The following is a 22960-nucleotide window of genomic DNA, read 5'->3' as shown; positions in this document are numbered from 1 at the left end:
AGCGATTTCAATCGCGATTGCAGGCCGAAGGCCTGCCTCAGGCGCGTACCTTGGGCCGCTACGCGGCTTTTCGCGAATGAATTCGCTCCCACAGGTTCCTGGTTCACCCTATCTGGCGAGCAGTTCCTGATCCGGATGCTCATGCCTGTCCTGGCTCGGGCAGGTGGCGAAGCGTGTTCGGTAGGCACGGGAGAAGTAGGAAGACGATTCGAAGCCGCAGGCCAGGGCGACTTCCAGCACGCTCATGTCGGTCTGGCGCAATAGCTGGCGGGCCTTGTCCAGGCGCAGGCCGAGGTAGAAATTCGACGGTGTTTCCTTCAGGTGCAAACGAAACAGCCGCTCCAGCTGGCGCGGGGTGACGCTCACCCGCTCGGCCAGCTCCCGCGAGGTCAGGGGCGCCTCGCTGTGCCGCTCCATCTCGCCAATCACCTGCACCACCTTCTTGTTATGCACGTGGAAGCGGCTGGCGATCTGCATGCGCTGATGGTCCTGCTGGGTGCGGATGCGGCCCAGTACGAACTGCTCCGACACCTGCAGCGCCAGGGATTCGCCATGGCTGCGGGCGATCAGCGTGAGCATCAGGTCGAGGCTGGCGGTTCCCCCTGCGCTGGTGATCCGCTTGCCATCGATCTCGAACAGCTCCTGGGTGACGTTCAGCGCCGGGTAGCGTTCGTGGAAGGCTTCCAGGGCTTCCCAGTGCAGGGTCAGGCGTTGACGGTTGAACAGCTCGGCTTCGGCCAGGACGAAGCTGCCAGTATCGATGCCCCCCAGCAGCAGGCCGTCGCGTTCGGCACGATTGAGCCAGTGGGCCAGGCGTGGGCCGAAACTGGCCAGCGGCTCGAACCCGGCCACCACGAACAGGCAATCGCCTTCTGGCGGTGAGTCCAACCCGCCATCCACATTCAGCGACATGCCATTGCTCCCCGGCACCGGGCCGCCATCCAGGCTCAGCAGGCGCCAGCGGTAGAGCTCACTCCGAAAACGATTGGCCACCCGAAGGGGCTCGACCGCCGACATCAGGCCGATCATGGAAAAGCCCGGCAGCAGGAGGAAGCTGAACGTCTGGGGCATGGCCGCTTTCCGCAAAGGGGATAAGGCACTAAAAAACACTACGCAGCCGCGTGCAAGAAAGGTGGTCGTTCCTGTTCAATAGGTAGTCGTTTTAGTTCGAATCGCGGGTTCGGACGCTGAGTAATTTGTCTCCATCGGGTTGTCGTGGCGCCCGAAGACGGAAGGAGCCGCCCCCGGCTCCTGGAAAACAAATACAAACCGTTTGGCCGCAAGGGGAGCATCAATGAAACGTCTCACCGCATTCGCTGGTTGCTGTCTGTTCGCCCTCTCCACCACCGCCGTACTCGCCGCCGAAGACGCCAGTTGCCAGAAGATCCGCGTAGGCGTGGTCGGCTGGACCGACGTCGTCGCCACCACCGCCGTCGCCAACGAACTGCTCGGCAGCCTGGGTTACCAGACCACCCAGACCCAGGCCTCGCAGCAGATCATTTTCGCCGGCATCCAGAAGAAACAGATCGATGTCTTCCTCGGCTACTGGAAGCCGATCATGGACGACAACATCAAGCCGTTCCTGGCTTCCAAGTCGGTGAAAGTTGCCGCCGAGCCCTCGCTGAACGACGCCATCGCCGTACTCGCGGTGCCCAGCTACACCGCCGAACAGGGTCTGCGCACCTTCTCCGATATCGCGAAATTCAAGGACCAGCTGGACGGCAAGATCTACGGCATCGAATCCGGCTCCGGAGCCAATACCGCGATCCAGAAGATGATCGACACCAACCAGTTCGGCCTGGGCGGCTTCAAGCTGATCGAGTCCAGCGAGGCTGCCATGCTCACCGCGGTCAAGCGTGCGGTGAAGAACAACAAGCCGGTGGTGTTCTTCGGCTGGAAACCGCACCCGATGAACATCCAGATGCCCATCACCTACCTCACCGGCAGTGAGGACGTGTTCGGCCCCAATGATGGCGCCGCCACCGTCTCCACCGTCACCGCGCCGGACTTCGCCCAGCGCTGCCCCAACGCCGATCGCCTGCTGGCCAACCTGCGCTTCACCAGCGACCAGGAAGCCCAGCTGATGCAGCCGATCATGGACCGCGAAGACCCGGCCAAGGTCGCCCGCCAGTGGCTCAAGGCCAATCCGGAAGTGGTCAAGGGCTGGCTCGCCGGGGTCACCACCTTCGACGGCAAGAACGGCGTCGAAAGCGCCTTCGCCTCGCTGAAGTAAATCAACGCAACGCCCGGTGCGCGGATTGCCCCGCGCACGGTTTCCGATCGCCTCGCAGAAGGATGAAACAACCGTGAACTACGAAGTCATTGTCACCTGTGCCGTCACCGGCGCCGGCGATACCGTCGGCAAGCACCCGGCCATTCCCGTCACCCCGAAGGAAATCGCCGCTGCCGCCATCGAAGCGGCCAAGGCCGGCGCCACCGTCGCTCACTGCCATGTGCGTGACCCGAAGACCGGCAAGCCGAGCCGCGATGTGGCCCTGTACCGCGAAGTGGTGGAGCGCATCCGCGAAAGCGATACCGACGTCATCATCAACCTCACCGCCGGCATGGGCGGCGACCTGGAAATCGGCAAGGGCGAGCAGCCCCTGGAGTTCGGCACCGGCACTGACCTGGTGGGACCGCTGGAGCGCCTGGCCCACGTGGAAGAACTGCTGCCGGAAATCTGCACCCTGGACTGCGGCACCCTGAACTTCGGCGATGGCGACTTCATCTACGTCTCCACTCCGGCCCAGCTGCGCGCCGGTGCCAAGCGCATCACCGAGCTGGGCGTGAAGGCCGAGCTGGAGATCTTCGACACCGGCCACCTCTGGTTCGCCAAGCAAATGCTCAAGGAAGGCCTGCTGGAAGACCCGCTGATCCAGATCTGCCTGGGGATTCCGTGGGGCGCGCCGGCTGATACCACCACCATGAAGGCCATGGCCGACAACCTGCCACCGGGCATCACCTGGGCAGGCTTTGGTATCGGTCGCTCGCAGATGCCGATGGTGGCCCAGGCGATGCTGCTGGGTGGCAACGTGCGGGTCGGTCTGGAAGACAACATCTGGCTCGACCGTGGCGTGCACGCCAGCAACGGTCAGCTGGTGGAGCGGGCCATCGAGATCATCGAACGCCTCGGCGGCCGCGCCCTGACCCCGGCCGAGGGCCGCAAGAAGATGAATCTGAAACAGCGTTGACCGCACGAGTGTGTAGGAGCGAGCTTGCTCGCGAATGAGGCTTCCAGGAGCTTCGCGAGCAAGCTCGCTCCTACGGACTGTCTTTACCCAATTCGATTTGCCCGTCCAGGAGTCACCATGTCCTTTGTCACCCAGATCAAGACCTTCGCCGCTCTCGGCAGTGGCGTCATCGGCAGCGGCTGGATCGCCCGCGCGCTGGCCCACGGCCTCGATGTCATCGCCTGGGACCCGGCGCCCGGCGCTGAAGCAGCGTTGCGTTCTCGCATCGCCAATGCCTGGCCAGCGCTGCAGAAACAGGGCCTGGCACCCGGCGCTTCCCAGGATCGCCTGCGCTTCGTCGCGACCATCGAGGAGTGCGTGCGGGACGCCGACTTCATCCAGGAAAGCGCCCCGGAACGACTCGATCTCAAGTTGGACCTGCACGCGAAGATCAGCGCCGCGGCGCGCCCGAACGTGATCATCGGTTCCAGCACCTCGGGCCTCCTGCCCAGCGAGTTCTACGCCGACGCCGTGCACCCTGAACGCTGCGTGGTCGGTCACCCGTTCAACCCGGTCTACCTGCTGCCCCTGGTGGAAGTGGTGGGCGGCGAGAAGACCGCGCCGGAGGCCGTGCAGGCTGCCATCGAAATCTACACCGCGCTGGGCATGCGCCCCCTGCATGTGCGCAAGGAAGTGCCGGGATTCATCGCCGACCGCCTGCTGGAAGCGCTTTGGCGCGAGGCGCTGCACCTGGTCAACGACGGCGTGGCCAGCACCGGCGAGATCGATGACGCTATTCGCTTCGGCGCTGGGCTGCGCTGGTCCTTCATGGGCACCTTCCTGACCTACACCCTGGCGGGCGGCAATGCCGGCATGCGCCACTTCATGGCGCAGTTCGGCCCGGCGCTGCAATTGCCCTGGACCTACCTGCCGGCGCCGGAATTGACCGACGAACTGATCGACCGGGTAGTGGAAGGCACCTCCGAGCAGCAGGGTTCACGTAGCATTGCCGAACTGGAACGCTACCGTGACGATTGCCTGCTGGCGGTGCTCGGTGCCATCAAGGAAACCAAGGCCAATCACGGCTTCGCCTTCGCCGACTAACCTCAAACCTTCCCGCCACTCCGTGCTGACCCCTCTCCCTTCAAGGAGAGGGTTGGGGAGAGGGCGCCTCGCTGGGAGTTTTTGCATGAGTCACGCCCTCACCACCTACCGCACAGCCATCCTTCCCGAGTGGGTGGACTACAACGGCCACCTGCGGGACGCGTTCTACCTGCTGATCTTCAGCTACGCGACCGATGCCCTGATGGACGAGATCGGCCTCGACGAGGGCGGCCGTGCCACCACGGGCCACACATTGTTCACGCTGGAATGCCATCTCAACTATCTGGCCGAGGTGAAGCTGGGTGCCGAAGTGGAAGTGCGCACCCAACTGCTCGCCCACGACGGCAAGCGGCTGCATATCCACCACGGGTTGTATCTGAGGGAGGGGGAGGAGTTATTGGCGGCCAGCGAGCAGATGCTGATGAACGTGGATTCCAGTTCGTCCCGCTCGGCGGTCTTCGACAAATCCGTGTCGGCACGGATCGAAGCTATCGCGGCGACTCATTGCGAGCTGCCGCGGCCACGTCATGTCGGTTGTGTCATCGGCTTGCCGCCGCCTCGCTGAGGCGGCGGCATCCGGAAAGGCATGATGCTCAGGGAGTGGGCACCACGTAGCGGCGTGCGAAGTCGATCAGGTCGACCTGGTTGCGGGTCTTGAGCTTGTCCATCAAGCGGGATTTGTAGGTGCTGACCGTCTTGTGGCTGATGAACAGTTGCTTGGCGATTTCCTGGTTGTTCTTGCCATCGGCCAGATTCTGCAGGACTGCCAGTTCGCGGTCGGAGAGGCTGTCCAGCAGGTAGCTGTCGCTGCATTGCCCCGGCTGCGAGGCGTCCGGCAGGTGCACGGTGCTGGGGAACAGGCTGTAGCCGGAGAGCACCGAGCGCACGGCGGAGATCAGGCTGAACGCTTGCTCCTGCTTGGACAGATAGCCGGTGGCGCCGGCCTGCAGGCAGCGGTTGGCGTAGAGCGAGGCTGGGAGCGAGGTGAGCACCAGCAACTTCACGTTGGCGTCCATGGCGCTGAGTCGCCCCAGGACTTCGAGGCCGTCGAGTTTTGGGATGGCGATGTCCAGGATGACCAGATCGGGCCGCAGCGATCGGGCCATGCTGAGGCCTTCGACGCCGCTTTCTGTTTCGCCGACTACCTCGTAGTCCTCGCGTTCCAGCAGTACGCGAGTGGCAAAGCGGAGCATGGGCTGGTTATCGATCAGCAATACCTTGTTCATCCGTCGGTTCTCCTCGTCAGGCTTCCCAATGAATACGGACGGCGCGTGGCCTTCTGAAAGATGCCGTTGGGAGCTGGGGTTGTTCGAAGTTCGCTGGATGCATCTGCCCGACGGGGCAGGTTGTCCAACGCGTTTGGAGTTGAAGGACGTCAAGTTGGCTCGCTCTGAAAACTTCTTCAGAATTGAGCGAAATGTCCTTCGGACTTCTCCAAATTCTGCGTACCCACTTTCAACAAGTTTGAAAGCCGATGCTCCGTCAAGTGGCATGAATCGAAGCAATCAGTAGGTCCGCAGGGCCGGAAGTATATTGTTGGTTTTACTTCTGATCGGTCGTTTAGGAACTTTCCTACAGACCATGTAGGCGGACTTCTCGCCCACATCGCAGGAGCCACAAAAGACTTCCCCTTCGACTAAGGTTCTGATCGTTGAATTCATCCAGGCAGGCTGGCCAGTTGCGCATTCCTTCTTTCTTCAGATCGTCTATTGGGCGCCTCTGGCTCGTGTGCTGGATGACCCTGATCGGCACGTGCGTCCATTCTGCCGAGGATGTCCAGCGCCTGGTCCTCTCCAGCCAACTGGTGGTCGACCAGCAGGACCTCGCCATCAGCGAGGAGGACTGGCACTGGCTGCGGCAGAAGCGCGAGCTGGTGCTGGGCGTGGCCGCCGATGGCACGGCCCCCATGGAGATCATCCAGCGCGATGGCAGCTACGAGGGCATCGCGGCCGACACGGTTGCCCTGATCAGTCAGTGGCTCGGCATGCAGATCAGGCTGCGGCAGTATTCCGACCGACCCGCATTGCTGCGTGCCATGGCCGCCGGGGAGATCGATCTATTCGTCGGCGATGGGCAGGACGGCAGGGGCGCCCCGGTGATACGCAGCCAGGCGTTCGCCACCGACCGCGTCGCGCTGTTCCGCCGCTACGACGACCGTCGCGTCCTGCCGCTGGATCTCGAAGGGATGCACGTCGCCCTGGTACCCGGGCACGACCAGGCGCTCGGTCAGCGCTATCCCGGCGCGCAGCAGGTGGTCGCCGCGTCCGTTGACGACGCGATGGCCAAGGTCGCATTCGGCCAGTCCGACCTACTGGCGGGTGACCTGCTGCCAGTCTATTTCCAGCTCAATCGCAGTTTCTACGGCCTGTTGAAATTCGACCGCTTCATCGACCAACACGATGACGGCATTGCCTTCGTCATGCGCGAGGGCGATCAGCGCCTGCTGCGGGGCATCGATGCCGTCCTGCGTGCCATCGGCCCCTCGCAACTGGATGAGGTTGCGCGGCGCTGGGTGGGCAGTGGAATGACGCTGGTCAGCGAGCGGCTGCCGTTGTCGGCCGAGGAACAGCGCTGGATAGATCGTCATCCGGTGGTCCGCCTGGTCATCGACGACGACAAGGCGCCGCTGGCGTTCTTCGATGATGAGGGGCAGTTCCGCGGCATCATTGCCGACCTGCTGGAATTGGCATCCATGCGGACCGGTCTGCGCTTCGAGGCGGTCAGCCGGGCCGGTGGCATCGACAGGGAGATCGACAGCGTGCTGGACGGGGAAGCGGATCTCGCCATCCTCACCGCGAGCAAGGAGCGGGAGGCGCAGCTGCGCTTTACCCGCCCTATCTCCAGGGCACCCTTCGCGCTGGTGGCCCGCGCCGGTCAGGACGTGAGTGCCGTGCCGCTTGCGGGGGACGGGGCTGGCCAGCGCCTGGCGTTGGGCAAGGGCAATGTAGCCCGCGATGTGATCAAGGCGACCTACCCGGCGCTTGAGTTGGCCGATACCGGCTCCTACCTGGACGCGATGCACCTGGTTGCGGACGGCCGCGCCGACAGCGCGCTGGTGCCCGTCACCACTGCGCGCTACTACATCACGCGGCTGTTCCAGGGGCGCCTGGCGATCAGGGGACTGGCCGGGATCGAGTCGGTCACCGCCAGCTTCGCCGTTCGCCGTGCCGATACCGAACTCCACGCCATCCTCGACAAGACCGTGGCCAGCCTCGGGCCGGACCAACTCAACGCCATCTCCAACAGCTGGCGGGGCAGTCCCGGGATGAGCCCGCAGACCTGGCGTGACTACGGCACCCTGATCCAGCGCATCGTTATCGGCGCCGGACTGTTGCTGCTGCTGGTGCTGGCCTGGGTCTTCCACCAGCGCCGCGAGGTACGCCGGCGCCGGGCCACGGAACGCCAGTTGAACGACGAACTGCGTTTCATCGAGACCCTGATCGACAGCATGCCGCCGCCGCTCTATGTCCGCGACGCCGGGGGCCGCCTGCTGTCCTGCAATCGCAGCTACCTGTCTGCCATCGGCTTGCCGCTGGAAACGGTGCGCGGGCGAACGGTTGCGGAGCTGCCTCCTGAGGTCTTCGAGTCGGCGCCGGAGTTCCACCAGCTCTATCGCCAGGCCATGAAGGAAGGGCAGATGCTGCAGGGCGTACGTACCGTGCAGATAGGTGGGCAGACCCTGTGGATCGACCATTGGGTCCATCCCTTCCAGGACTCCAGCGGCACCGTGAAGGGCGTGATCTGCGGCTGGCTCGACGTCACCGGACACCGCCAGCTGGTGCAGGAGCTGGAGGCCGCGAAGAACCTGGCCGATGAAGCGAGCCGCGCCAAGACCACCTTCCTCGCGACCATGAGCCACGAGATCCGTACACCGATGAATGCGGTGATCGGCATTCTCGAGCTGGCGCTCAAACGCGCCGGGGACCAGCCCATCGACCGTTCCAGCATCGAAGTCGCCTACGGTTCGGCGCGCAGCCTGCTGGTACTGATCGGCGACATCCTCGATATCGCCCGGATCGAGTCGGGCCGGCTCAGCCTGGCACCCCACAGGGCCAACCTGCGTGAGCTGGTGGAATCGGTCGCGAGGGTGTTCGACGGCCTGGCGCGGCAGAAGGGCCTGAGCCTGGTGCTGGATATCGACTCCAGCATCCAGGGTGACGTGCTGGTGGACAGCATGCGCTTCAAGCAGATCCTCTCGAACCTGGTCAGCAACGCCATCAAGTTCACCCGCGAGGGCAGCGTTCGTCTGCAGATCGAGGGCGAAGCGTCCGAGCCCGGACTGCTGCGGGTGAGCTTCTGCGTCGAGGACACCGGCATCGGCATTTCCGAGGAGGACCAGCGTCGCTTGTTCCGTCCCTTCGCCCAGGTCGAGCGCGGTTTTCACCAGACGGAAGGGGCAGGGCTGGGGCTGGTCATCTGCCGTTCTCTCTGCGAAATGATGGGCGGGCGCCTGACGCTCAACAGTGCACCGGGCCGGGGTACGCGGGTGGACGTGGAGCTGCGGCTGCATCGCCTCGATCCTGTGGAAGAGCCGGTTGCCGGCGCGGCGGGGGGTGTGCAGGAGCAGCGCAGGCTGCGGGTACTGGTGGTGGACGATCATCCGGTGAACCGGCAGATCCTCGCCCAGCAGCTCGGCTTCCTCGGTCACGAGGTGGTCGAGGCGGAGAACGGCGTGGATGCCCTGGCGTTCTGGCGTGCTGGGCGCTTCGACGTCGTTGCCACCGATTGCCACATGCCACGCATGAGCGGCGCCGACCTTGCGCGCGCCATTCGTGAAGGCGAGCGTGATGCCCAGGGGGCGCCGACGCTGATTCTCGGCTTGACCGCCGATGCCCAGCAGGAGGAAGTCGAACGCAGCATCCGGGCGGGAATGGACGACTGCCTGATCAAGCCCATCGGGCTCGATCTGCTGGAAGAAAAACTGCGTGCCGCAAAGGGTGGAGAGCCGGCGGCCGAGGTAGCCGCGAGCTCGCCGACGCCGTCCGCTCCAGAGGTGCCGGGGTTGTTCGATCTCGCGCCGCTGGCGCCGTTGACGGGGGGCGATCCCGGCCTTATCCACAACCTGCTCAATGAACTGCTGGAGACTAATCGCCGGGATATGCGCCCCCTGGCTGAACTCGCTGAGCAGGGCGATGCCCATGGCCTGTCCGAGCTCGCTCACCGGCTCAAGGGCGCCGCGCGGGTCATCCGGGCCGAACCCTTGATCGCCGCTTGCGTGAACCTCGAGCAGGCGTGCAAGACGCCGGCGCCGGAAGCATCGGAGCTGCGCGCGACTGCGGGTGAGCTACGCCTGGCGCTGCTGGAACTGGAACAGGCTTTGATTGTGCGGATGGCCACCGACGATCAGTAAGGCCCGGATGTGTCCTTGTGGGTCAGCAGGGCAAGGAAACTGTCACGGTCCTGCGGGCGGGCGAAGAGGTAACCCTGGGCCACCTGGCAGCCGAGAGCCAGCAACTGATCGCGTTGCTCGGGTGTTTCCACGCCTTCCACCACCAGCGTCATGTCCATCGATTCGGCCAGGGTGACGGCGCTGCTGATGATGGCGCCGCTGCGCGGCTGGTTCATCAGTTTGCGAACGAAGCTGGCGTCCAGCTTGACCTGGCTGAAGGGCAATTCGCAGAGCCGGTCCAGCGACGAATAGCCGGCACCGAAGTCGTCCATGGCCAGTCCGCAGCCCAGCAGGCGCAACCTCACCAGGCATTCCAGGCTCGCCGCAGGGGCTTCCAGCAAGCCTGTTTCGGTGAGCTCGAAGGTCAGGCCTTCACCGGGGAGACCGGCATCCGCCAGAGCCTTGTCGATGCGTCCGGCGAGGTTTTGATCGCTCAACTGCCGGGGCTGGAGGTTGAATGCCAGGTTCACGCGCCGTCCGGCGCGGGCGAGGTCCTGCTGCAGCGCGAGGCCCTGGGCGAAGATCTGCCAGAACAGGCGGTCAATCAGGTCGTTGGCCTCCATGGTCGGCAGGAATTGCGACGGGGCGAGCACACCGCGCTGTGGATGACGCCAACGCGCCAGGACCTCAGCTCCATGCAAGGTCCCGTTGCCAAGGTGGAATTTGGGTTGGAACCAGGCTTCGAACTCGCCCTGATCCAGGCCACGGAGAATGTCGTCCAGCGTGGGGGCATCCGGCACCCGCCGAGGTGCAGGGGGCGTGGCCGAATCGTCGGTGTGGCGTGCGATCAGCGCTGCGGCGCGGTCCAGGTCGAACGGCTTGCCCAGGTCGCCGAGATATTGCAGGCCCAGGCAACGGGTCATGGCGCTGATGGCCTGGCGCACTTCGGCGTCTACTTCGCTGCTGAGGATTACCGAGCGGACCACGCCCGCCTCGCTCGCGTGACGCAGGAAGGCCGCGCCGTCCATGCCGGCCATGCGCAGGTCGCACAGCACGATGTCCACGCCGCCACAGGCTTCCAGCAGGGCCAGCGCTTCGGCGCCGTCCGCCGCTTCGTGGATGCGTTCGAGCCCCAACTGGCGCAGGGCGGTGATCGCGATCAGGCGCTGGAACGGCTCGTCTTCCAGAACCAGAATGCGTAAGTTCTTCATGCGGGGCTCGACAGGGGTTGGGATACCGGCCAAGTTACTGGCGAAGAAGTGGTCCCATCTAGGCGGCGCTTCCTATGGGGTTGTGGGAAAATTCATCGATGGCCCGGACGGGTCTCCAACGGACACAGCGTCACGGACGTCCGCTCCCCTTTTGATTTCGAGGTTGCAATGAGAAGTGCCCTGATCGTGGACGATCACCCGGTCATCCGTATGGCCGTCCGCATGCTGCTGGAGCGCAGCGGGATGGAGGTCGTCGCTGAGGCTGACAACGGCGTCGATGCCTTGCAGCTGATTCGCCAGCATGAGCCGGATATCGTCATCCTGGATATCGGGATTCCGCGCCTCGATGGTCTCAATGTCATCTCGCGAATTCGCGCCCTGGGCCTCGACAGTCAGGTCCTGGTGCTGACCTCTCAGCCGGCGGAGAGCTATTCCCAGCGCTGCTTCCAGGCAGGTGCGAAGGGCTTTGTCAGCAAGGAAGAGGACCTGCAGAACCTGCTGACGGCCATCAATGCCATCAACGCCGGATTCACCGTGTTTCCCTCCAACTCTCTGAACGGCAATACGGCGCCGGCGCTGAGCGAAGGTGAACTGGTGGAGAGACTGTCCAACCAGGAGCTGATGGTCCTGCAGTACCTGGCGACCGGGCTGTCGAACAAGGAAATTGGCGAGCGCATGCTGCTCAGCAACAAGACCATCAGTACCTACAAGACGCGCATCCAGCAGAAGCTCAACCTCGGCTCACTGCTGGAGCTGATCGAGTTCGCCCGGCGCAACGACCTCGCCGGACGACCCGAGGGCTGACGTTTCGCCCCTCAGTTCTGGCAGCTGAGACGATAGCGCTGGTAGTTGTTGGATTTGTCCTGTGGCGGTAGCGCGTAGGCGGCGGAACACTGTTTGCTGCTCCACTTGATGGTCAGCGTGCCCTGTTCCTCTTCGACCAGAGCCAGTGCCCTGCCGCTCGGATCGGAGATGGCAAGCTGCTTGCCCTTGGCATCTTCCAGCGAAGCGCCGAAGGGGATGGGTTGGCCCTGGCTGTCGAACAGCTCGAACTGGACACGTTGCCCCTTCTTCCCTTCGTAACGGGCCAACACTATGGCCCCGCGGCGCGGCACGATCTGCTGCGTGGCATTGTCGATCTCGATATCGCCGCCGAGGTTGCGTGTATCCAGGGTGATCCAGTTGGTCCGGTAGGGCTGGGCGTTCGGCACCACGGCGTAGCCGTTGTATCCGGTGCTGACCCCGGTGAAGTTGCTGACGCCGACACCCGAGATGTCGGGTACTTCCACCAGTGCGAAGGTTTCACCCACCGGTTGGCCCAGGTTGATGCCGCCCGCGTGGGCGACGACGGAGCCGGACAGGGTGAGGTTCTCCGACGTGTAGCTGCGTCCCTTGCTGTAGCCAAGGCTGACCTCCGCAAGCGAAGTGCGGCTGTTCAGGTTGACCGAGCCCGAGCTACCCCCGCTGCTGCTCTTGCTGCCTTGCACCGAGTAGGAGGTGTCGCCGTCTTCGGACAGGTAGCCGTGCACGCCGACCTGCGTGTTGTCGCCGCTGTCCTGGTGAGTGTTCGAAAGGTAAGCGCGCGGCGCCCGCGGCTTCGAGCCCAGAGGGAAGGACACGGAGAGGTTTAGCTGGGTGTCGTCATTCGACGGGCCAGCGGTACCGATGTTGCGGGTCTGGCTCACGCTGAAGTTGTAGCTGACGTCGCGCCAGCCATTGGAGTAGCCAGCGGAGAGGCTGCGCGTGCCGCCCCGATTCCAGAAACGCTCGTCGCTGGCATTGATATAGAGGGTGCCGTACTTGCGCTGGCCAAGGGTCTGGCTGACGGTCAGGTCGGTACGGATCTTCGAGCGACCACTCGTGCTCGGCATGCCCAGGGTGAGTTCTTGAACATGGTCGGAGAGCGTCCGATAGCCTTCGGTGGAGTAGCGATAGGCCGCCAGGGTGAAGCTGGTGTCGGTGCCGGTGAAGGTCTTCGCGTACAGCGCACGCAGGCTGTTGCCTTGGGCGGAGAGCCCGCGAACCCGGCTGGCCGAGTGGGTAACGTCGACCGACACGGCGCCGATCGGAGTATTTCGCCCGGCACCGAGCGATACGGCATTGAAGTCCTGGGTAGCCTGGGTGCCGGCAATGCCCGTGAGGTTGCTGCTCAGGCCGTAGGCTGCAGTCGCGCTGACGAATGCCGGGTTCTTGAGGTCGTCACTGTTGCTGTTGAACTCGCCTGCAGAAAGGCTGTAGTTCAGCTGGCCTTCGCGGACCATGATCGGCAGGCTTGAAAAGGCCTGCAGGCTCACGCGCCGACGCCCGTCGGCCTCGATGATGGTGATCTCCAGGTCGCCGTTGGAGCCGGTGGGGTAGATGTCGTTGATCTCGAACGGACCTGGCGCCACGGTCGTGGAGTAGAGGATGTAGTTGTTCTGGCGAATCTCCACGGTTGCGTTGGTTTCCGCAACGCCGCGGATGACCGGCGCGTAGCCGCGCTCGCTGTCCGCCCTCATGGCGTCATCGGAAGCCAGCTTGATGCCGCGGTAGCGCACACTGTCGAACAGGTAGGCGTCGGAGTAGATCTCACCCAGGGTGAGCTGCCCCTTGAGCCTTGTGACGTCGCGCTGCAGGTAAGTGCGGTTGCTGGTGAACGTGCTTGGCCGACCAGTGCCCTTCCGATAGTTCGACTCGTTTCGCAGGCGCCAGGCACCCAGGTTGATGCCGTTGCGCAGGCCCAGGTTGTTGAATGTCTGCCGGCCGTAGTCGTCCCGGTTCCGGTTGGTGTTGAACTGGTAGTTGATGAAGGCGGCGGTGACGCCGTTGTCCCACAGCGCCGGGTCAACGTAGCCACGCCGGCCCGCGAGCATGGCGACCTGCGGAATGCTGGCGCTCAGGCGCAGGCGAGTCGAGTCGTAGCGCAGCGTGGCCTGGTCGATCAGTGTCGACAGGTCATAACAGGTGTCGGCCGTGTCGGGATCGACCACGCCCTGTTCCACCAGCTTTGCCAGGTCGATGCCCAGCAGATGGAGCAGCTCGATATTCAGGCAGGGTTCGACGATGCCCGTCTGCTGATTGCGCAGAAAGTCGATGTCCTTGCGCCCGACCAGTACCTCGTTGCTGTAAAGGTCCACCCGATAGTTGCCAGGCACGACGCTGTTCGCGCTCAGCAGAGACTGCAGGTCAACGGCGGACGGCGCACCTTTGAGGAAGGTCGTGTTGAACGAGGCGACCTGGGCGTCTGCCGCCGGTAACGGTTCGGGGGACTTGGCATGCAGCGCCATCGAAGGGAGAGCCAGGGAAATGGCTAGCGCGAGTTTGCTGCGGCGAACCAGAGGGAGCGACCTTCGGTTGTCCGCGGGAAACCGAGTGCACGGTCCCCCGATATGACTGGGCCAATTGCTCATTTCTCAATGCCTGCGAGCTGCCCGGCCCACCTCCCTTCAGGAACGAGCGGTGCCATGCGGGAGCGTTCAGCACCCGCCGGAGGTGAGCCGGAGGTTGGGGATAGAACTCGTTGCAGAGCTCAGCTGGACCGCTTTGCCGTGGCTCCAGCGGGACTCCCGACGGAAAGGCTTGCGGAGTAGAGCACCTGGGCTCCGTAGTCGTTGATGCTGGCGAAGGTCAGATCAACGGTTTTCGCAGACGGAAGATCCGGGACGCTGAATACCCGCTCTTCGCCGGGGGCGATCATGGTGGATTCGATGGCCACCGTGCTGCCCAGCTTCACGTCGCCCATGGAGACGTGGTACTTGCTCGGGTTTCGAAGCTTGAGTTCCGTCTTGCCGCCACGGCGCGCGAGCTGCCATTGCAGTTCTTCCGGTGCGCGGTGGGCTTCGGTCGTCAGCCCCTCTGGACGGAAGAACATCTTGATCCGCTGGCGTACGGCCAGCTGCAGGATGTTCCGGCCTTCGGTGGTCTGAGGGATTTCCTGGACGTTGAGCCATACCACCGACTCCCGGTCGGTGGGCATGCCGCTGCCTTCGTAGAGAATGCGCAACAGCTGCTGTTCGTTCGCCGGTACGCGCGCCAACGGGGGCGTCACGGCAAAAGGTGGTGGCGTGTCCGAATCCTTGTCGCTGTCGATCCATGACTGAACAAGGACGTCCTTTCCAGTGTTGCGAACGGTGATGCTGGCCTCTTTGCTGGGGCTTTTGAAAACGATACGGGTGGAGCTGAGAGAGATTCCCGCGGATGCGTGGGAAGCCAGCACCAGGCAGAAGGCGCCCAGGCAGGTGGAGATCGTACGACGGAGCATAGGAATTACCATCAGGTAGCAGGGAAGTGGCGAGGCCGGATGGCCCCGCCAGGCTTCAAAGGCGCCGTTCCTACTTATTCGTACTGCAGGACGAACGGCAGGGTGGCGTTACCGTCACCGGCAGTGGCGGTCTTCGGGTCGGCAGTGGTGACGTAGGAGGCTGCGAAGGTCAGGGTGGCGTCGCCGCCGTTCAGTTGGCTGTCGATCTTGGCGGCGTCTTCGTTAGTCAGGTCAATGACTGCGCCATTGCTGTCCATGATGGCGATGCCGACGTTCTTGGCGGTGTCGAGGCCATCGGTCAGTTTCAGGATTGGCTTGTTGTCTACCAGACCGGAACCGGCCCTGGCTTTGAAATTCATGGAGACCTTGGTGCCTTCGTTGCAGTTGACGCTCAGGTTGAAGTTGCTGGCTGCGATTCGGCCGCCGTTCGGGGCAGTATCAGTGCCGATGTCCTTGATGGACATGTTGCCCATGTCGACGATGATGGCCTTTTCCTTACCCACGGAACCGTCTACCGAGCAGGCATCATTGTTGATGAAACCGGTGAAGTTGATCTGACCTTTACCGCCGTCGGCGGCGAAGGCGGAACCGCTAGCTGCGATAACGGACATGGCGAGGAAAGCCAGAGAAAGCTTTTTCATGTGTTACTCCAGAAAATGATCACGAAAAGTGGTGCATCGAAATGCCCGGCTACGATAGCTATTCATGAGTTTTCGGAATATCAGACGAGGTTCGCACTTTTGTAAGGAATGGCCGACAAGGCCGGTAGCCTTATTCTAGGCATTGCCTCCGGAGCGGAATCTGGGGGCTTTCGAGCCGTCCAGCTCTTGTTCATGAACGAAAGGAATGAAGGGTAAGGGCGGCGTAGCGCCGCTTTCAGCCCGCGCACGCCGTCGCGATTCCCGGCGGGAACGCCTGGCGCGAGCTACGCCTAAGCGCTGGAATCGCTCCCTCGACTGCATGGGGGAATTCGAATCCAGCTACTTCTGCGGACGAACCGATCGCCGGACGTGTTCACCTCTCATTAAGGACGATTCGTGTTTTCCATTCGCGTGCCTTGAGGCAGGGCGCCAGGTGCCCGCTTCAGTTGAAGGTGACGACGACCACCTTTGACTGAGGCGTGGTGCTGGAGGCTGCGGCGACTTCATCGGCATGGATGGAAGACGTGTCGGCGATTCCTGCGCAGTCGTTGCCCGAAGCCTGGACGGGGCCGGCGTGGCGCGGACTGGTGCCCTCATGGCGGCCGGCGTGCTGGTACCAGTCGCTGACGGAAAGTTCGCACGGACCTCTGGATAGGCTCCCTACAAATTGAATGACGCCGTGAGCCGCCTTGCCATTGCTTGCATGAGAAACCGCCGAAAATGCAGTCAGCATCATCGCTATGGGGATAAGAATTTTCTTCATGGCTGAGCCATCTGTCTGACTTAGGGTCAGTAAAGATCAGACGGCTCTGACCTACTAGATATTGGGGTTTCCGATTTTTTTGTAGGAATTCAGGGTCCGTCTGAAGTCGCTTCGCAGTCTTCGGAGAATTCCTATGCGGAATGTGTGCTTATCCTCAATTCGTCTGGAATGGGAAATTTCACACAGCCAATTTCCCGTGGGAACCGAGGATCATTGAGGATTTTGCCGGGCTGATTGAGCGTCAATAAGGACCTTGGCTGGGCATTGCGGGCAAAAAAAAGCCCCCGTCAGGGCCGACATCCCGACGAGGGCGAGGGTGGTCCTTGAGGGGACCTCAGTGTGAGCGGTCGGACCAGGCCTTGAGCAGGCTCGAGGCCAGTCCATAAAGCGTCAGGAGGATGGCAAAGCCCAGGCATACGGACATGACAGTTTCCTCGGCTCCGTGGAGCGGACCCTTGGTGCTTACTCGTAGACCTGGCGCAGTGTGGTGACCGGGGTGTTGCCCTGTTTGTTCAGCTACCAGTCGAGGAAGTTGATCACGCCGAACTCGTAGGTCTTGGAGTACGAGCCCGGCGGGCAGGGCTGATCGAGCAGAGGATGGCGCAGCGTCGGGACTTCCTATCCGGGAGACGTGGCAGGTTGCGGCCGATACAGCTTCGGATGGCACGGCAATAGCCCCGGGCCGAGGAGCCCGGGGCTATTGGTTTTTCCGTTGAAACGCTTGCAGCGCTCACCCAGGTGGCAGGCGCTGAGTCGAGGTTATAACTGGGAGGTGATGGCTGCCGGTACCGCCGGAGATACTGCGGTGATCTGTTGCAGGAGCGGCTTCCAGGTTTTCCACCAGTCTAGGTCTACCAGCGTCGATACCTGATCGTCGTTCAGGGACCACCACTCTTGTTCGCTGCGTTTATGGCCGTTGATGAACAGATGCTCTGCGGTGTAGGTCACGGTATGGGAGTCGCAGACTATGTGCTTGATCTGCGTGCCATTGCCCTGTGTCCCGTTCATCGAGGCAACGCCATGTATTGGGCTGCCATCGAGTAGCGTTTGGGAGAAGGTGGCCTTGTCCAGATTGGCATTGTTCAGGTTGACGTCGCTGAGGTTGCAGTCAATGAAGCGAGCATTGGTTAAGTCGGCATTGCTCAGGTCTGCGCCGCGGAAATCCACACGCTTGAAATACGTATCGGTTAGGTTCGCGCCACGTAGATTCGCATTGCGAAGATCGACATCGCTCCATCTCCCGTCGTTAAGGTGAGCGTTGCTCAAGTCGGCCTGTTGCAATTTACAGGCGAAGAGCGACGCATATCTAAAATCGGTACCGCTCAGCTTGCTGTTGGGAAAGAAGCAACTTTCCACCGTGCAGTACATTAGAGAAGCCTTGCTGATGTTGGAGCGGTGAAAATTGCAGGAATTGAGATAGGCGCCGGGCATACGGGCTTCGCTCAGGTCAGCGTCCATGAGGTGGACGCTAGAAAGGATGCTGAATCTCAGGTAGGCGTCGTGCAAATTGATCCGGTTCAGGTATGAGGAACGGATCCAGGCATAGGACAACTCGGCATAGGAAAAATCAGTTTCTTCAAACGTGGAGTTGTACATCCTGCATTGACGCAGGTTGGCAGAGCTCAGATTCTCGCCCATGAAACCGTTCACACTAGTCAGGTCGAGACCTTCCATATCGGCACGTCTTCCGTGTGCCGGATTCTTCAGCCATTGCAGATGCGCTTCGAGCATTTCGGCGGCTTCTTCCAGGGAACTGGGGAGTTTTTGCATGGTGATTTCCTTTTCAAATTGATTTCTGACATCGCATCCTGATGCGGGCAGATTGACCTCCATGGCGTGCCAGCAGGCGCAGGTTGTCTTGCCTCCGGTGCTCAACTGGACCTGTCACGGTTACTCCTGAGTGAGGCGAGTGATCAGGCTTGCTTACCGGTGAAGACGCCGGAGCGGGGCTCGCGTCTAACAGATGGCGACCTGGGCGTTGGCAAAGTGCTGCATCGAAATGCCCGGTCAAGTTAATTAATCGGCACCTTTCCTCGCTATCGGTCGCGGCTTCCGAGCTTGTAAGGGGCGGCTTGGGGGGGGTGTAGTAGTTTTCTTTGGCGGGGATTTGAGGGATTTGCGGGAATATTGAGAGGGCAGCTCGTCGATACCTGTGTCCGGATTCACGTAACCATGTTCGAGCCGCCGCGGAAGTTCCTCCCAAGCAAATGTAGGAATCAGTTCGATATCGAGACGGGTGCAAAGGTCTCGACCGCTGACGGAGCGATTGGCGGGGCGGCGGGAAGAGAAGGAAGGGGCCTCCGCGAGGTGTGATGCCCGGGAAGCGCTAGGGAGTGAACTAAAAAAAGCCCCCGTCAGGGCCGACATCCCGACGAGGGCGAGGGTGGTCCTTGAGGGGACCTCAGTGTGAGCGGTCGGACCAGGCCTTGAGCAGGCTCGAGGCCAGTCCATAAAGCGTCAGGAGGATGGCAAAGCCCAGGCATACGGACATGGCTGTTCCTCCGCCCGGCGAAGCTGCCGCAGCCGCCTCGCCGAGCTCCCTGGAAGTGTTAATCGTTGACCTGACGCAGCTTGGTAGCCGGGGTATCGCCCAGGTTGTTCAGCATGCGTTCGCTGTACCAGTCGAGGAAGTTGATCACGCCGAACTCGTAGGTCTTGGAGTACGGGCCCGGCTGGTAGGCGGTGGAGTTGATGCCGCGCTGGTTCTCTTCGGCCAGGCGACGGTCCTGGTCGTTGGTGGCGTCCCAGACTTCGCGCAGGCGCGCCACGTCGTAGTCCTCGCCTTCCACGGCATCCTTGTGCACCAGCCACTTGGTGGTGACTACGGTTTCCTGGGCGCTGATGGGCCACACGGTGAAGACGATCATGTGATCGCCCATGCAGTGGTTCCAGGCGTGGGGCAGGTGAAGGATGCGCATGGAGCCCAGGTCCGGGTTCTTGATGCGGCCCATGAGTTTCTTGCAGCCTTGCTTGCCGTCCATGGTCATGGATACGGTGCCGTCGAGCAGCGGCATGCGCACGATGCGGTTGCGCAGGCCGAAGCTGGCGTGGGCGTAGGGGATCTTCTCCTCGTCCCAGGCCTTGGTGCAGGCTGCGACCTGATCCTTGAACGCCTGGCTGGCGCGCGGGTCGGTAACGTCGTCCCACTCCAGCAGGGTCTTCAACAGTTCCGGGTGCGAACCGTTGCAGTGGTAGCACTCGCGGTTGTTCTCGATCACCAGCTTCCAGTTGGCGGCTTCCTTCAGGGTGGTCTGCACGGCCACCTTGGTGTTCTCCATGTCGTACGGCTCCATGTAATGGGCCAGGGTGGAGAGGAAGTCGTCGATAGCCGGCGGGTTTTCCGACAGGTTGATGAAGATGTAGCCGCCGGCGCTCTTCACGTGCACGGGCTTGAGGTTGTAGTCCTTGAGGTCGAAGTCGGCGCCCATCTCGGTACCGGCGAACAGCAGGCGGCCGTCCAGTTCGTAGGTCCACTGGTGGTACGGGCAGACGAGCTTGGCGACCTTGCCCTTCTCACTGACGCACAGGCGCGAGCCACGGTGGCGGCAGACGTTGTGGAAAGCGTGGATCTGACCTTCGGCACCACGGATGACGATGATCGGGTTGTCGCCGATCTGCAGGGTCAGGTAGTTGCCCTTGGCAGGGATCTCGCAGGTCATGCCGGCGATCAGCCATTCCTTGTGGAAGATCTCCTGCATGTCGATCTGGAACAGGCGCTCGTCGCTATAGAACGGCTGCGGCAGGGAGAAGCTGTGGTCGCGTTCGCGGAGCATTTCGGCCGTGGCCTTGCGTGCGGGTTGAAGCGGATCGCCCAGGCTCAGGGTGGAAGTGACGTCCATCGGTAACTCCTCAATGGCTGGTCGCGCTGGCGACCGCCGCAATAAGTGGCTGTTTCGGTTGTCACGCAAGGCGGCGTGACCTGCCCTCGTTTCTCGCCTGCCGACTGGCTGCCCTGCTGCGGGTGCGAGGGTGGTTCGCTCAAAAGCCTTATGGTTCGGCTGGGAATCAGTGTGCTGGCGCTGGCAGGCACGACCTTGCCCATGGGCGACATGGGGACATCCGTTTCCGACGCGCAAGGCCCGATGGTTGCTGGTAGGTCGCGATGAGCATGTGAATGTCGCAGACAGGTAAATGGGCCGTTTTTGCGTTATTCACAATCCGTCGCAATAGGCCGATTTCCGGCCATGGGCGGAGCAGCGTCATGACCAATAACTTCCTCAATCCCATCACGACCCAGACCTGGACCAACGGCCGGCACATGGTTCGCTGCGTCAAGGCGATCCAGGAAACCTGGGATGTGCGCACCTTCTGTTTCATGGCCGACCAGCCGATGGTGTTCTTCTTTAAGCCGGGGCAGTTCGTGACCCTGGAACTGGAGATCGACGGCCAGCCGATCATGCGTTCCTACACCATCTCCAGTTCGCCCTCGGTGCCCTACAGCTTCTCCCTGACCATCAAGCGCGTGCCTGGCGGCAAGGTCTCCAACTGGCTGCACGACAACCTTAAAGAAGGCGATGTGATTCCGGTGCACGGCCCGGTCGGCCTGTTCAACGCCATCGACTTCCCGGCGGATAAGGTGCTGTTCCTTTCCGGCGGCGTCGGCATCACCCCGGTGATGTCCATGGCGCGCTGGTTCTTCGACACCAACGGCGCGGTGGACATGATCTTCGTGCACAGCGCGCGGACGCCGAAAGACATCATCTACCACCGCGAACTGCGCCACATGGCCTCGCGCATCGAGAACTTCAAGCTGCACCTGATCTGCGAGAAGTACGAGATCGGCGAAACCTGGTCCGGCTATCGCGGCTACCTGAGCCGCGCGATGCTCGACCTGATCGCCGGCGACTTCATGGACCGCGAGATCTTCTGCTGCGGCCCGACGCCTTACATGTCTGCGGTCCGGCGCCTGCTGGAAGCGGCCGGCTTCGACATGAAGCGCTATCACGAAGAAGCCTTCGGCCCGACCCCGCCGGAGATTCGCGAAGAAGTGAAGGAGCACGCCGCCGAGGCCGCCGAAGCCGCTGCCGAAGTACCGGCCGGCGCGATGAACCTGGTGGAGTTCACCGGAACCGGCAAGAGCATCCGCGTGGCTCCTGGCGAGACCGTGCACTCGGCCGCTGCCAAGGTCGGCCTGCATATTCCCAAGGCCTGCGGCATGGGCATCTGCGGCACTTGCAAGGTGATGAAGACCGCTGGCGAGGTGGAGATGGAGCACAACGGCGGCATCACCGACGAAGACGTCGCTGAGGGCTACATCCTTTCCTGCTGCAGCGTTCCCAAGGGCGACGTATCCATCGATTATTGATGGTTTTCTGAGCAACTCCCGCCAGCCCGCGCCAGTCGCGGGCTGGCGCCATCTATCCACAGCTTGTGGATGCAGCGGTGCACAGATGCTGTGCGCAACTCTCTGAAATCGTTGAAAAAATCACCAATCCTCCGCAAGTCCCGCAGGCCGTGGGCGAGCAGCGGGGACGAACAGCTTTTCCACAGGCTGGTCCACTGTTCGTGGGGGCAACCCCACTATGCTTGTCCTGATGCCCCCCGGCCGGCGCGCTGCCTGCGCCGGCTACCTGTGGCCTGCCAGAGGAGCCCATGCGATGAAACTCTTCTATTCTCCCGGAGCCTGCTCACTTGCCGTGCATATCGTCCTGCGCGAGATCGGCAAGCCCTTCAACCTTGAAAAGGTCGACCTGGGTGCCCACAAGACCGCGCACGGTGACGACTACTACCGCAACAACCCCAAGGGCTACGTGCCCCTGCTGGAGCTGGATAACGGGCAGTCCTTCAGCGAAGGGCCGGTGATCTGCCAGTACCTGTGCGACCAGGCCGGCCGCACCGACCTGATGCCGGCCGCCGGCTCCCTGATGCGCTACCGCGTCATGGAATGGCAGGCGTTCATCAACAGCGAAGTGCACAAGAGCTTCGGGGCGCTGTTCAACCCCACCCTTGATGACAAGGCCAAGGCGACCTACACCGGCATGGCCCACCGGCGTCTGCAATGGACCTCGGAGCAGTTGCGCGGCCGCCAGTACCTCACTGGCAACGACTTCACCGCGGCGGATGCCTATCTGTTCACCGTGGCCAACTGGGCGGGGTTCCTGAAAATGGATATTTCCGACTGCCCGGAACTCCTGGAATTCCAGGGCCGCGTCGCTTCCCGCCCAGCCGTGCAGGAGGCGCTGAAGGCGGAGGGACTGGTCTGAGTCCGTGCCCGCTTTTCTGGGGGCGATTTCAATCGCTGTGCGGGTTGCTGATTCTGGGGGCAGCTGCGCTGCCCTTGGCGAATGAATTCGCCCCTGCAGGTCGGTGCTAAGGGCAGCCCTATAGGGAGAGGCCGCTTTTTGTGGGAGCGATTTCAATCGCGATGGGATGGACTTCGGCCTCTCAGGGCGAACCGCCGGTCCGCTTTCGCGAATGAATTCGCTCCCACGCAGGTATGCAAGCGGCGCGGTGCTTGTAGGGGCGATTCCAATCGCCAAGCAGACCGCAGGTCTGCCTTGTA

Annotated in this window: 17 protein-coding genes; 8 read left to right on the top strand and 9 right to left on the bottom strand. The window is 62.5% G+C overall.

The genetic code is table 11. The features are described 5' to 3' along the window. Nucleotides 1-108: 108 nt before the first annotated feature. Entirely contained in the window at nt 109-1071 is a 963-nt protein-coding gene (locus tag E8E91_RS02490) for a GlxA family transcriptional regulator (RefSeq protein WP_280374455.1), read from the bottom strand. A 223-nt stretch (nt 1072-1294) separates the two neighbouring features. On the opposite strand from E8E91_RS02490, the gene choX reads away from it, so the two are divergent. The 4 genes from choX to E8E91_RS02470 all read left to right on the top strand — a co-directional run bounded on the left by choX (nt 1295) and on the right by E8E91_RS02470 (nt 4839). Continuing rightward, entirely contained in the window at nt 1295-2233 is a 939-nt protein-coding gene (choX, locus tag E8E91_RS02485) for a choline ABC transporter substrate-binding protein (protein WP_280374454.1), read from the top strand. A 73-nt stretch (nt 2234-2306) separates the two neighbouring features. After that, nucleotides 2307-3191 carry a 3-keto-5-aminohexanoate cleavage protein gene (locus tag E8E91_RS02480; protein WP_280374453.1) on the top strand — a complete coding sequence of 295 codons (885 nt, stop codon included), beginning with the start codon at nt 2307-2309 and terminating at the stop codon, nt 3189-3191. Nucleotides 3192-3308: 117 nt separating this feature from the next. Beyond that, nucleotides 3309-4274 carry an L-carnitine dehydrogenase gene (locus E8E91_RS02475; protein ID WP_280374452.1) on the top strand — a complete coding sequence of 322 codons (966 nt, stop codon included), beginning with the start codon at nt 3309-3311 and terminating at the stop codon, nt 4272-4274. An 85-nt stretch (nt 4275-4359) separates the two neighbouring features. Beyond that, a complete protein-coding gene (locus E8E91_RS02470) occupies nt 4360-4839 on the top strand; it encodes a thioesterase family protein (protein ID WP_280374451.1) in 480 nt (159 codons plus the stop codon). A 28-nt stretch (nt 4840-4867) separates the two neighbouring features. On the opposite strand, the gene E8E91_RS02465 is transcribed toward E8E91_RS02470, so the two are convergent. Then, entirely contained in the window at nt 4868-5500 is a 633-nt protein-coding gene (locus tag E8E91_RS02465; RefSeq protein WP_190834783.1) for a response regulator transcription factor, read from the bottom strand. Nucleotides 5501-6009: 509 nt separating this feature from the next. Between E8E91_RS02465 and E8E91_RS02460 the strand changes: the two genes are divergently transcribed. Further along, nucleotides 6010-9624 (top strand): transporter substrate-binding domain-containing protein, encoded by a 3615-nt coding sequence (locus E8E91_RS02460; RefSeq protein ID WP_280374450.1) that lies wholly within the window; start codon nt 6010-6012, stop codon nt 9622-9624. Here the strand turns inward: E8E91_RS02460 and E8E91_RS02455 are convergent. Continuing rightward, nucleotides 9618-10814 carry an EAL domain-containing response regulator gene (locus E8E91_RS02455; RefSeq protein WP_280374449.1) on the bottom strand — a complete coding sequence of 399 codons (1197 nt, stop codon included), beginning with the start codon at nt 10812-10814 and terminating at the stop codon, nt 9618-9620. The genes E8E91_RS02460 and E8E91_RS02455 overlap by 7 nt on opposite strands. A 168-nt stretch (nt 10815-10982) precedes the next feature. On the opposite strand from E8E91_RS02455, the gene E8E91_RS02450 reads away from it, so the two are divergent. Further along, a complete protein-coding gene (locus tag E8E91_RS02450; protein WP_280374448.1) occupies nt 10983-11618 on the top strand; it encodes a response regulator transcription factor in 636 nt (211 codons plus the stop codon). An 11-nt stretch (nt 11619-11629) separates the two neighbouring features. Here the strand turns inward: E8E91_RS02450 and E8E91_RS02445 are convergent, their stop codons facing one another. The 6 genes from E8E91_RS02445 to gbcA all read right to left on the bottom strand — a co-directional run bounded on the left by E8E91_RS02445 (nt 11630) and on the right by gbcA (nt 20297). Further along, a complete protein-coding gene (locus tag E8E91_RS02445) occupies nt 11630-14080 on the bottom strand; it encodes a fimbria/pilus outer membrane usher protein (protein WP_280374447.1) in 2451 nt (816 codons plus the stop codon). Between the two features lie 242 nt (nt 14081-14322). Then, nucleotides 14323-15054 (bottom strand): molecular chaperone, encoded by a 732-nt coding sequence (locus tag E8E91_RS02440; protein WP_280374446.1) that lies wholly within the window; start codon nt 15052-15054, stop codon nt 14323-14325. 74 nt (nt 15055-15128) lie between these two features. Then, a complete protein-coding gene (locus E8E91_RS02435; RefSeq protein ID WP_280374445.1) occupies nt 15129-15695 on the bottom strand; it encodes a fimbrial protein in 567 nt (188 codons plus the stop codon). A gap of 442 nt (nt 15696-16137) precedes the next feature. Next, entirely contained in the window at nt 16138-16458 is a 321-nt protein-coding gene (locus E8E91_RS02430) for a hypothetical protein (RefSeq protein WP_280374444.1), read from the bottom strand. Between the two features lie 759 nt (nt 16459-17217). After that, nucleotides 17218-18228 carry a pentapeptide repeat-containing protein gene (locus tag E8E91_RS02425; protein WP_280374443.1) on the bottom strand — a complete coding sequence of 337 codons (1011 nt, stop codon included), beginning with the start codon at nt 18226-18228 and terminating at the stop codon, nt 17218-17220. Nucleotides 18229-19007: 779 nt separating this feature from the next. After that, nucleotides 19008-20297, bottom strand: coding sequence for a glycine-betaine demethylase subunit GbcA (gene gbcA / locus E8E91_RS02420; protein WP_280374442.1), 1290 nt, complete (start codon nt 20295-20297; stop codon nt 19008-19010). A gap of 362 nt (nt 20298-20659) precedes the next feature. On the opposite strand from gbcA, the gene gbcB reads away from it, so the two are divergent. Together gbcB and gstA are read left to right on the top strand one after the other, a co-directional pair. Continuing rightward, on the top strand, nt 20660-21763 hold the full coding sequence (gbcB, locus tag E8E91_RS02415) for a glycine-betaine demethylase subunit GbcB (protein ID WP_280374441.1): 1104 nt from the start codon (nt 20660-20662) through the stop codon (nt 21761-21763). Nucleotides 21764-22055: 292 nt separating this feature from the next. Further along, nucleotides 22056-22661, top strand: coding sequence for a glutathione transferase GstA (gstA, locus tag E8E91_RS02410; RefSeq protein WP_280374440.1), 606 nt, complete (start codon nt 22056-22058; stop codon nt 22659-22661). The last annotated feature ends 299 nt before the right edge of the window (nt 22662-22960 follow it).

It is taken from the genome of Pseudomonas sp. BN515 (assembly GCF_029873155.1).
Taxonomy (GTDB): Bacteria; Pseudomonadota; Gammaproteobacteria; order Pseudomonadales; family Pseudomonadaceae; genus Metapseudomonas.
The sequence above is the reverse complement of the archived record's forward strand: the minus strand, read 5'-3'. Positions and strand labels throughout refer to the sequence as shown.

Bases quoted from the DNA above. Each gene is read 5' to 3' on its own strand.
- E8E91_RS02490 (WP_280374455.1), bottom strand. From the start codon at position 1,071: ATGCCCCAGACGTTCAGCTTCCTCCTGCTGCCGGGCTTTTCCATGATC.
- choX (WP_280374454.1), top strand. From the start codon at position 1,295: ATGAAACGTCTCACCGCATTCGCTGGTTGCTGTCTGTTCGCCCTCTCC.
- E8E91_RS02475 (WP_280374452.1), top strand. From the start codon at position 3,309: ATGTCCTTTGTCACCCAGATCAAGACCTTCGCCGCTCTCGGCAGTGGC.
- E8E91_RS02470 (WP_280374451.1), top strand. From the start codon at position 4,360: ATGAGTCACGCCCTCACCACCTACCGCACAGCCATCCTTCCCGAGTGG.
- E8E91_RS02465 (WP_190834783.1), bottom strand. From the start codon at position 5,500: ATGAACAAGGTATTGCTGATCGATAACCAGCCCATGCTCCGCTTTGCC.
- E8E91_RS02460 (WP_280374450.1), top strand. From the start codon at position 6,010: ATGACCCTGATCGGCACGTGCGTCCATTCTGCCGAGGATGTCCAGCGC.
- E8E91_RS02455 (WP_280374449.1), bottom strand. From the start codon at position 10,814: ATGAAGAACTTACGCATTCTGGTTCTGGAAGACGAGCCGTTCCAGCGC.
- E8E91_RS02450 (WP_280374448.1), top strand. From the start codon at position 10,983: ATGAGAAGTGCCCTGATCGTGGACGATCACCCGGTCATCCGTATGGCC.
- E8E91_RS02445 (WP_280374447.1), bottom strand. From the start codon at position 14,080: ATGGCGCTGCATGCCAAGTCCCCCGAACCGTTACCGGCGGCAGACGCC.
- E8E91_RS02440 (WP_280374446.1), bottom strand. From the start codon at position 15,054: ATGCTCCGTCGTACGATCTCCACCTGCCTGGGCGCCTTCTGCCTGGTG.
- E8E91_RS02435 (WP_280374445.1), bottom strand. From the start codon at position 15,695: ATGAAAAAGCTTTCTCTGGCTTTCCTCGCCATGTCCGTTATCGCAGCT.
- E8E91_RS02430 (WP_280374444.1), bottom strand. From the start codon at position 16,458: ATGAAGAAAATTCTTATCCCCATAGCGATGATGCTGACTGCATTTTCG.
- E8E91_RS02425 (WP_280374443.1), bottom strand. From the start codon at position 18,228: ATGCAAAAACTCCCCAGTTCCCTGGAAGAAGCCGCCGAAATGCTCGAA.
- gbcA (WP_280374442.1), bottom strand. From the start codon at position 20,297: ATGGACGTCACTTCCACCCTGAGCCTGGGCGATCCGCTTCAACCCGCA.
- gbcB (WP_280374441.1), top strand. From the start codon at position 20,660: ATGACCAATAACTTCCTCAATCCCATCACGACCCAGACCTGGACCAAC.
- gstA (WP_280374440.1), top strand. From the start codon at position 22,056: ATGAAACTCTTCTATTCTCCCGGAGCCTGCTCACTTGCCGTGCATATC.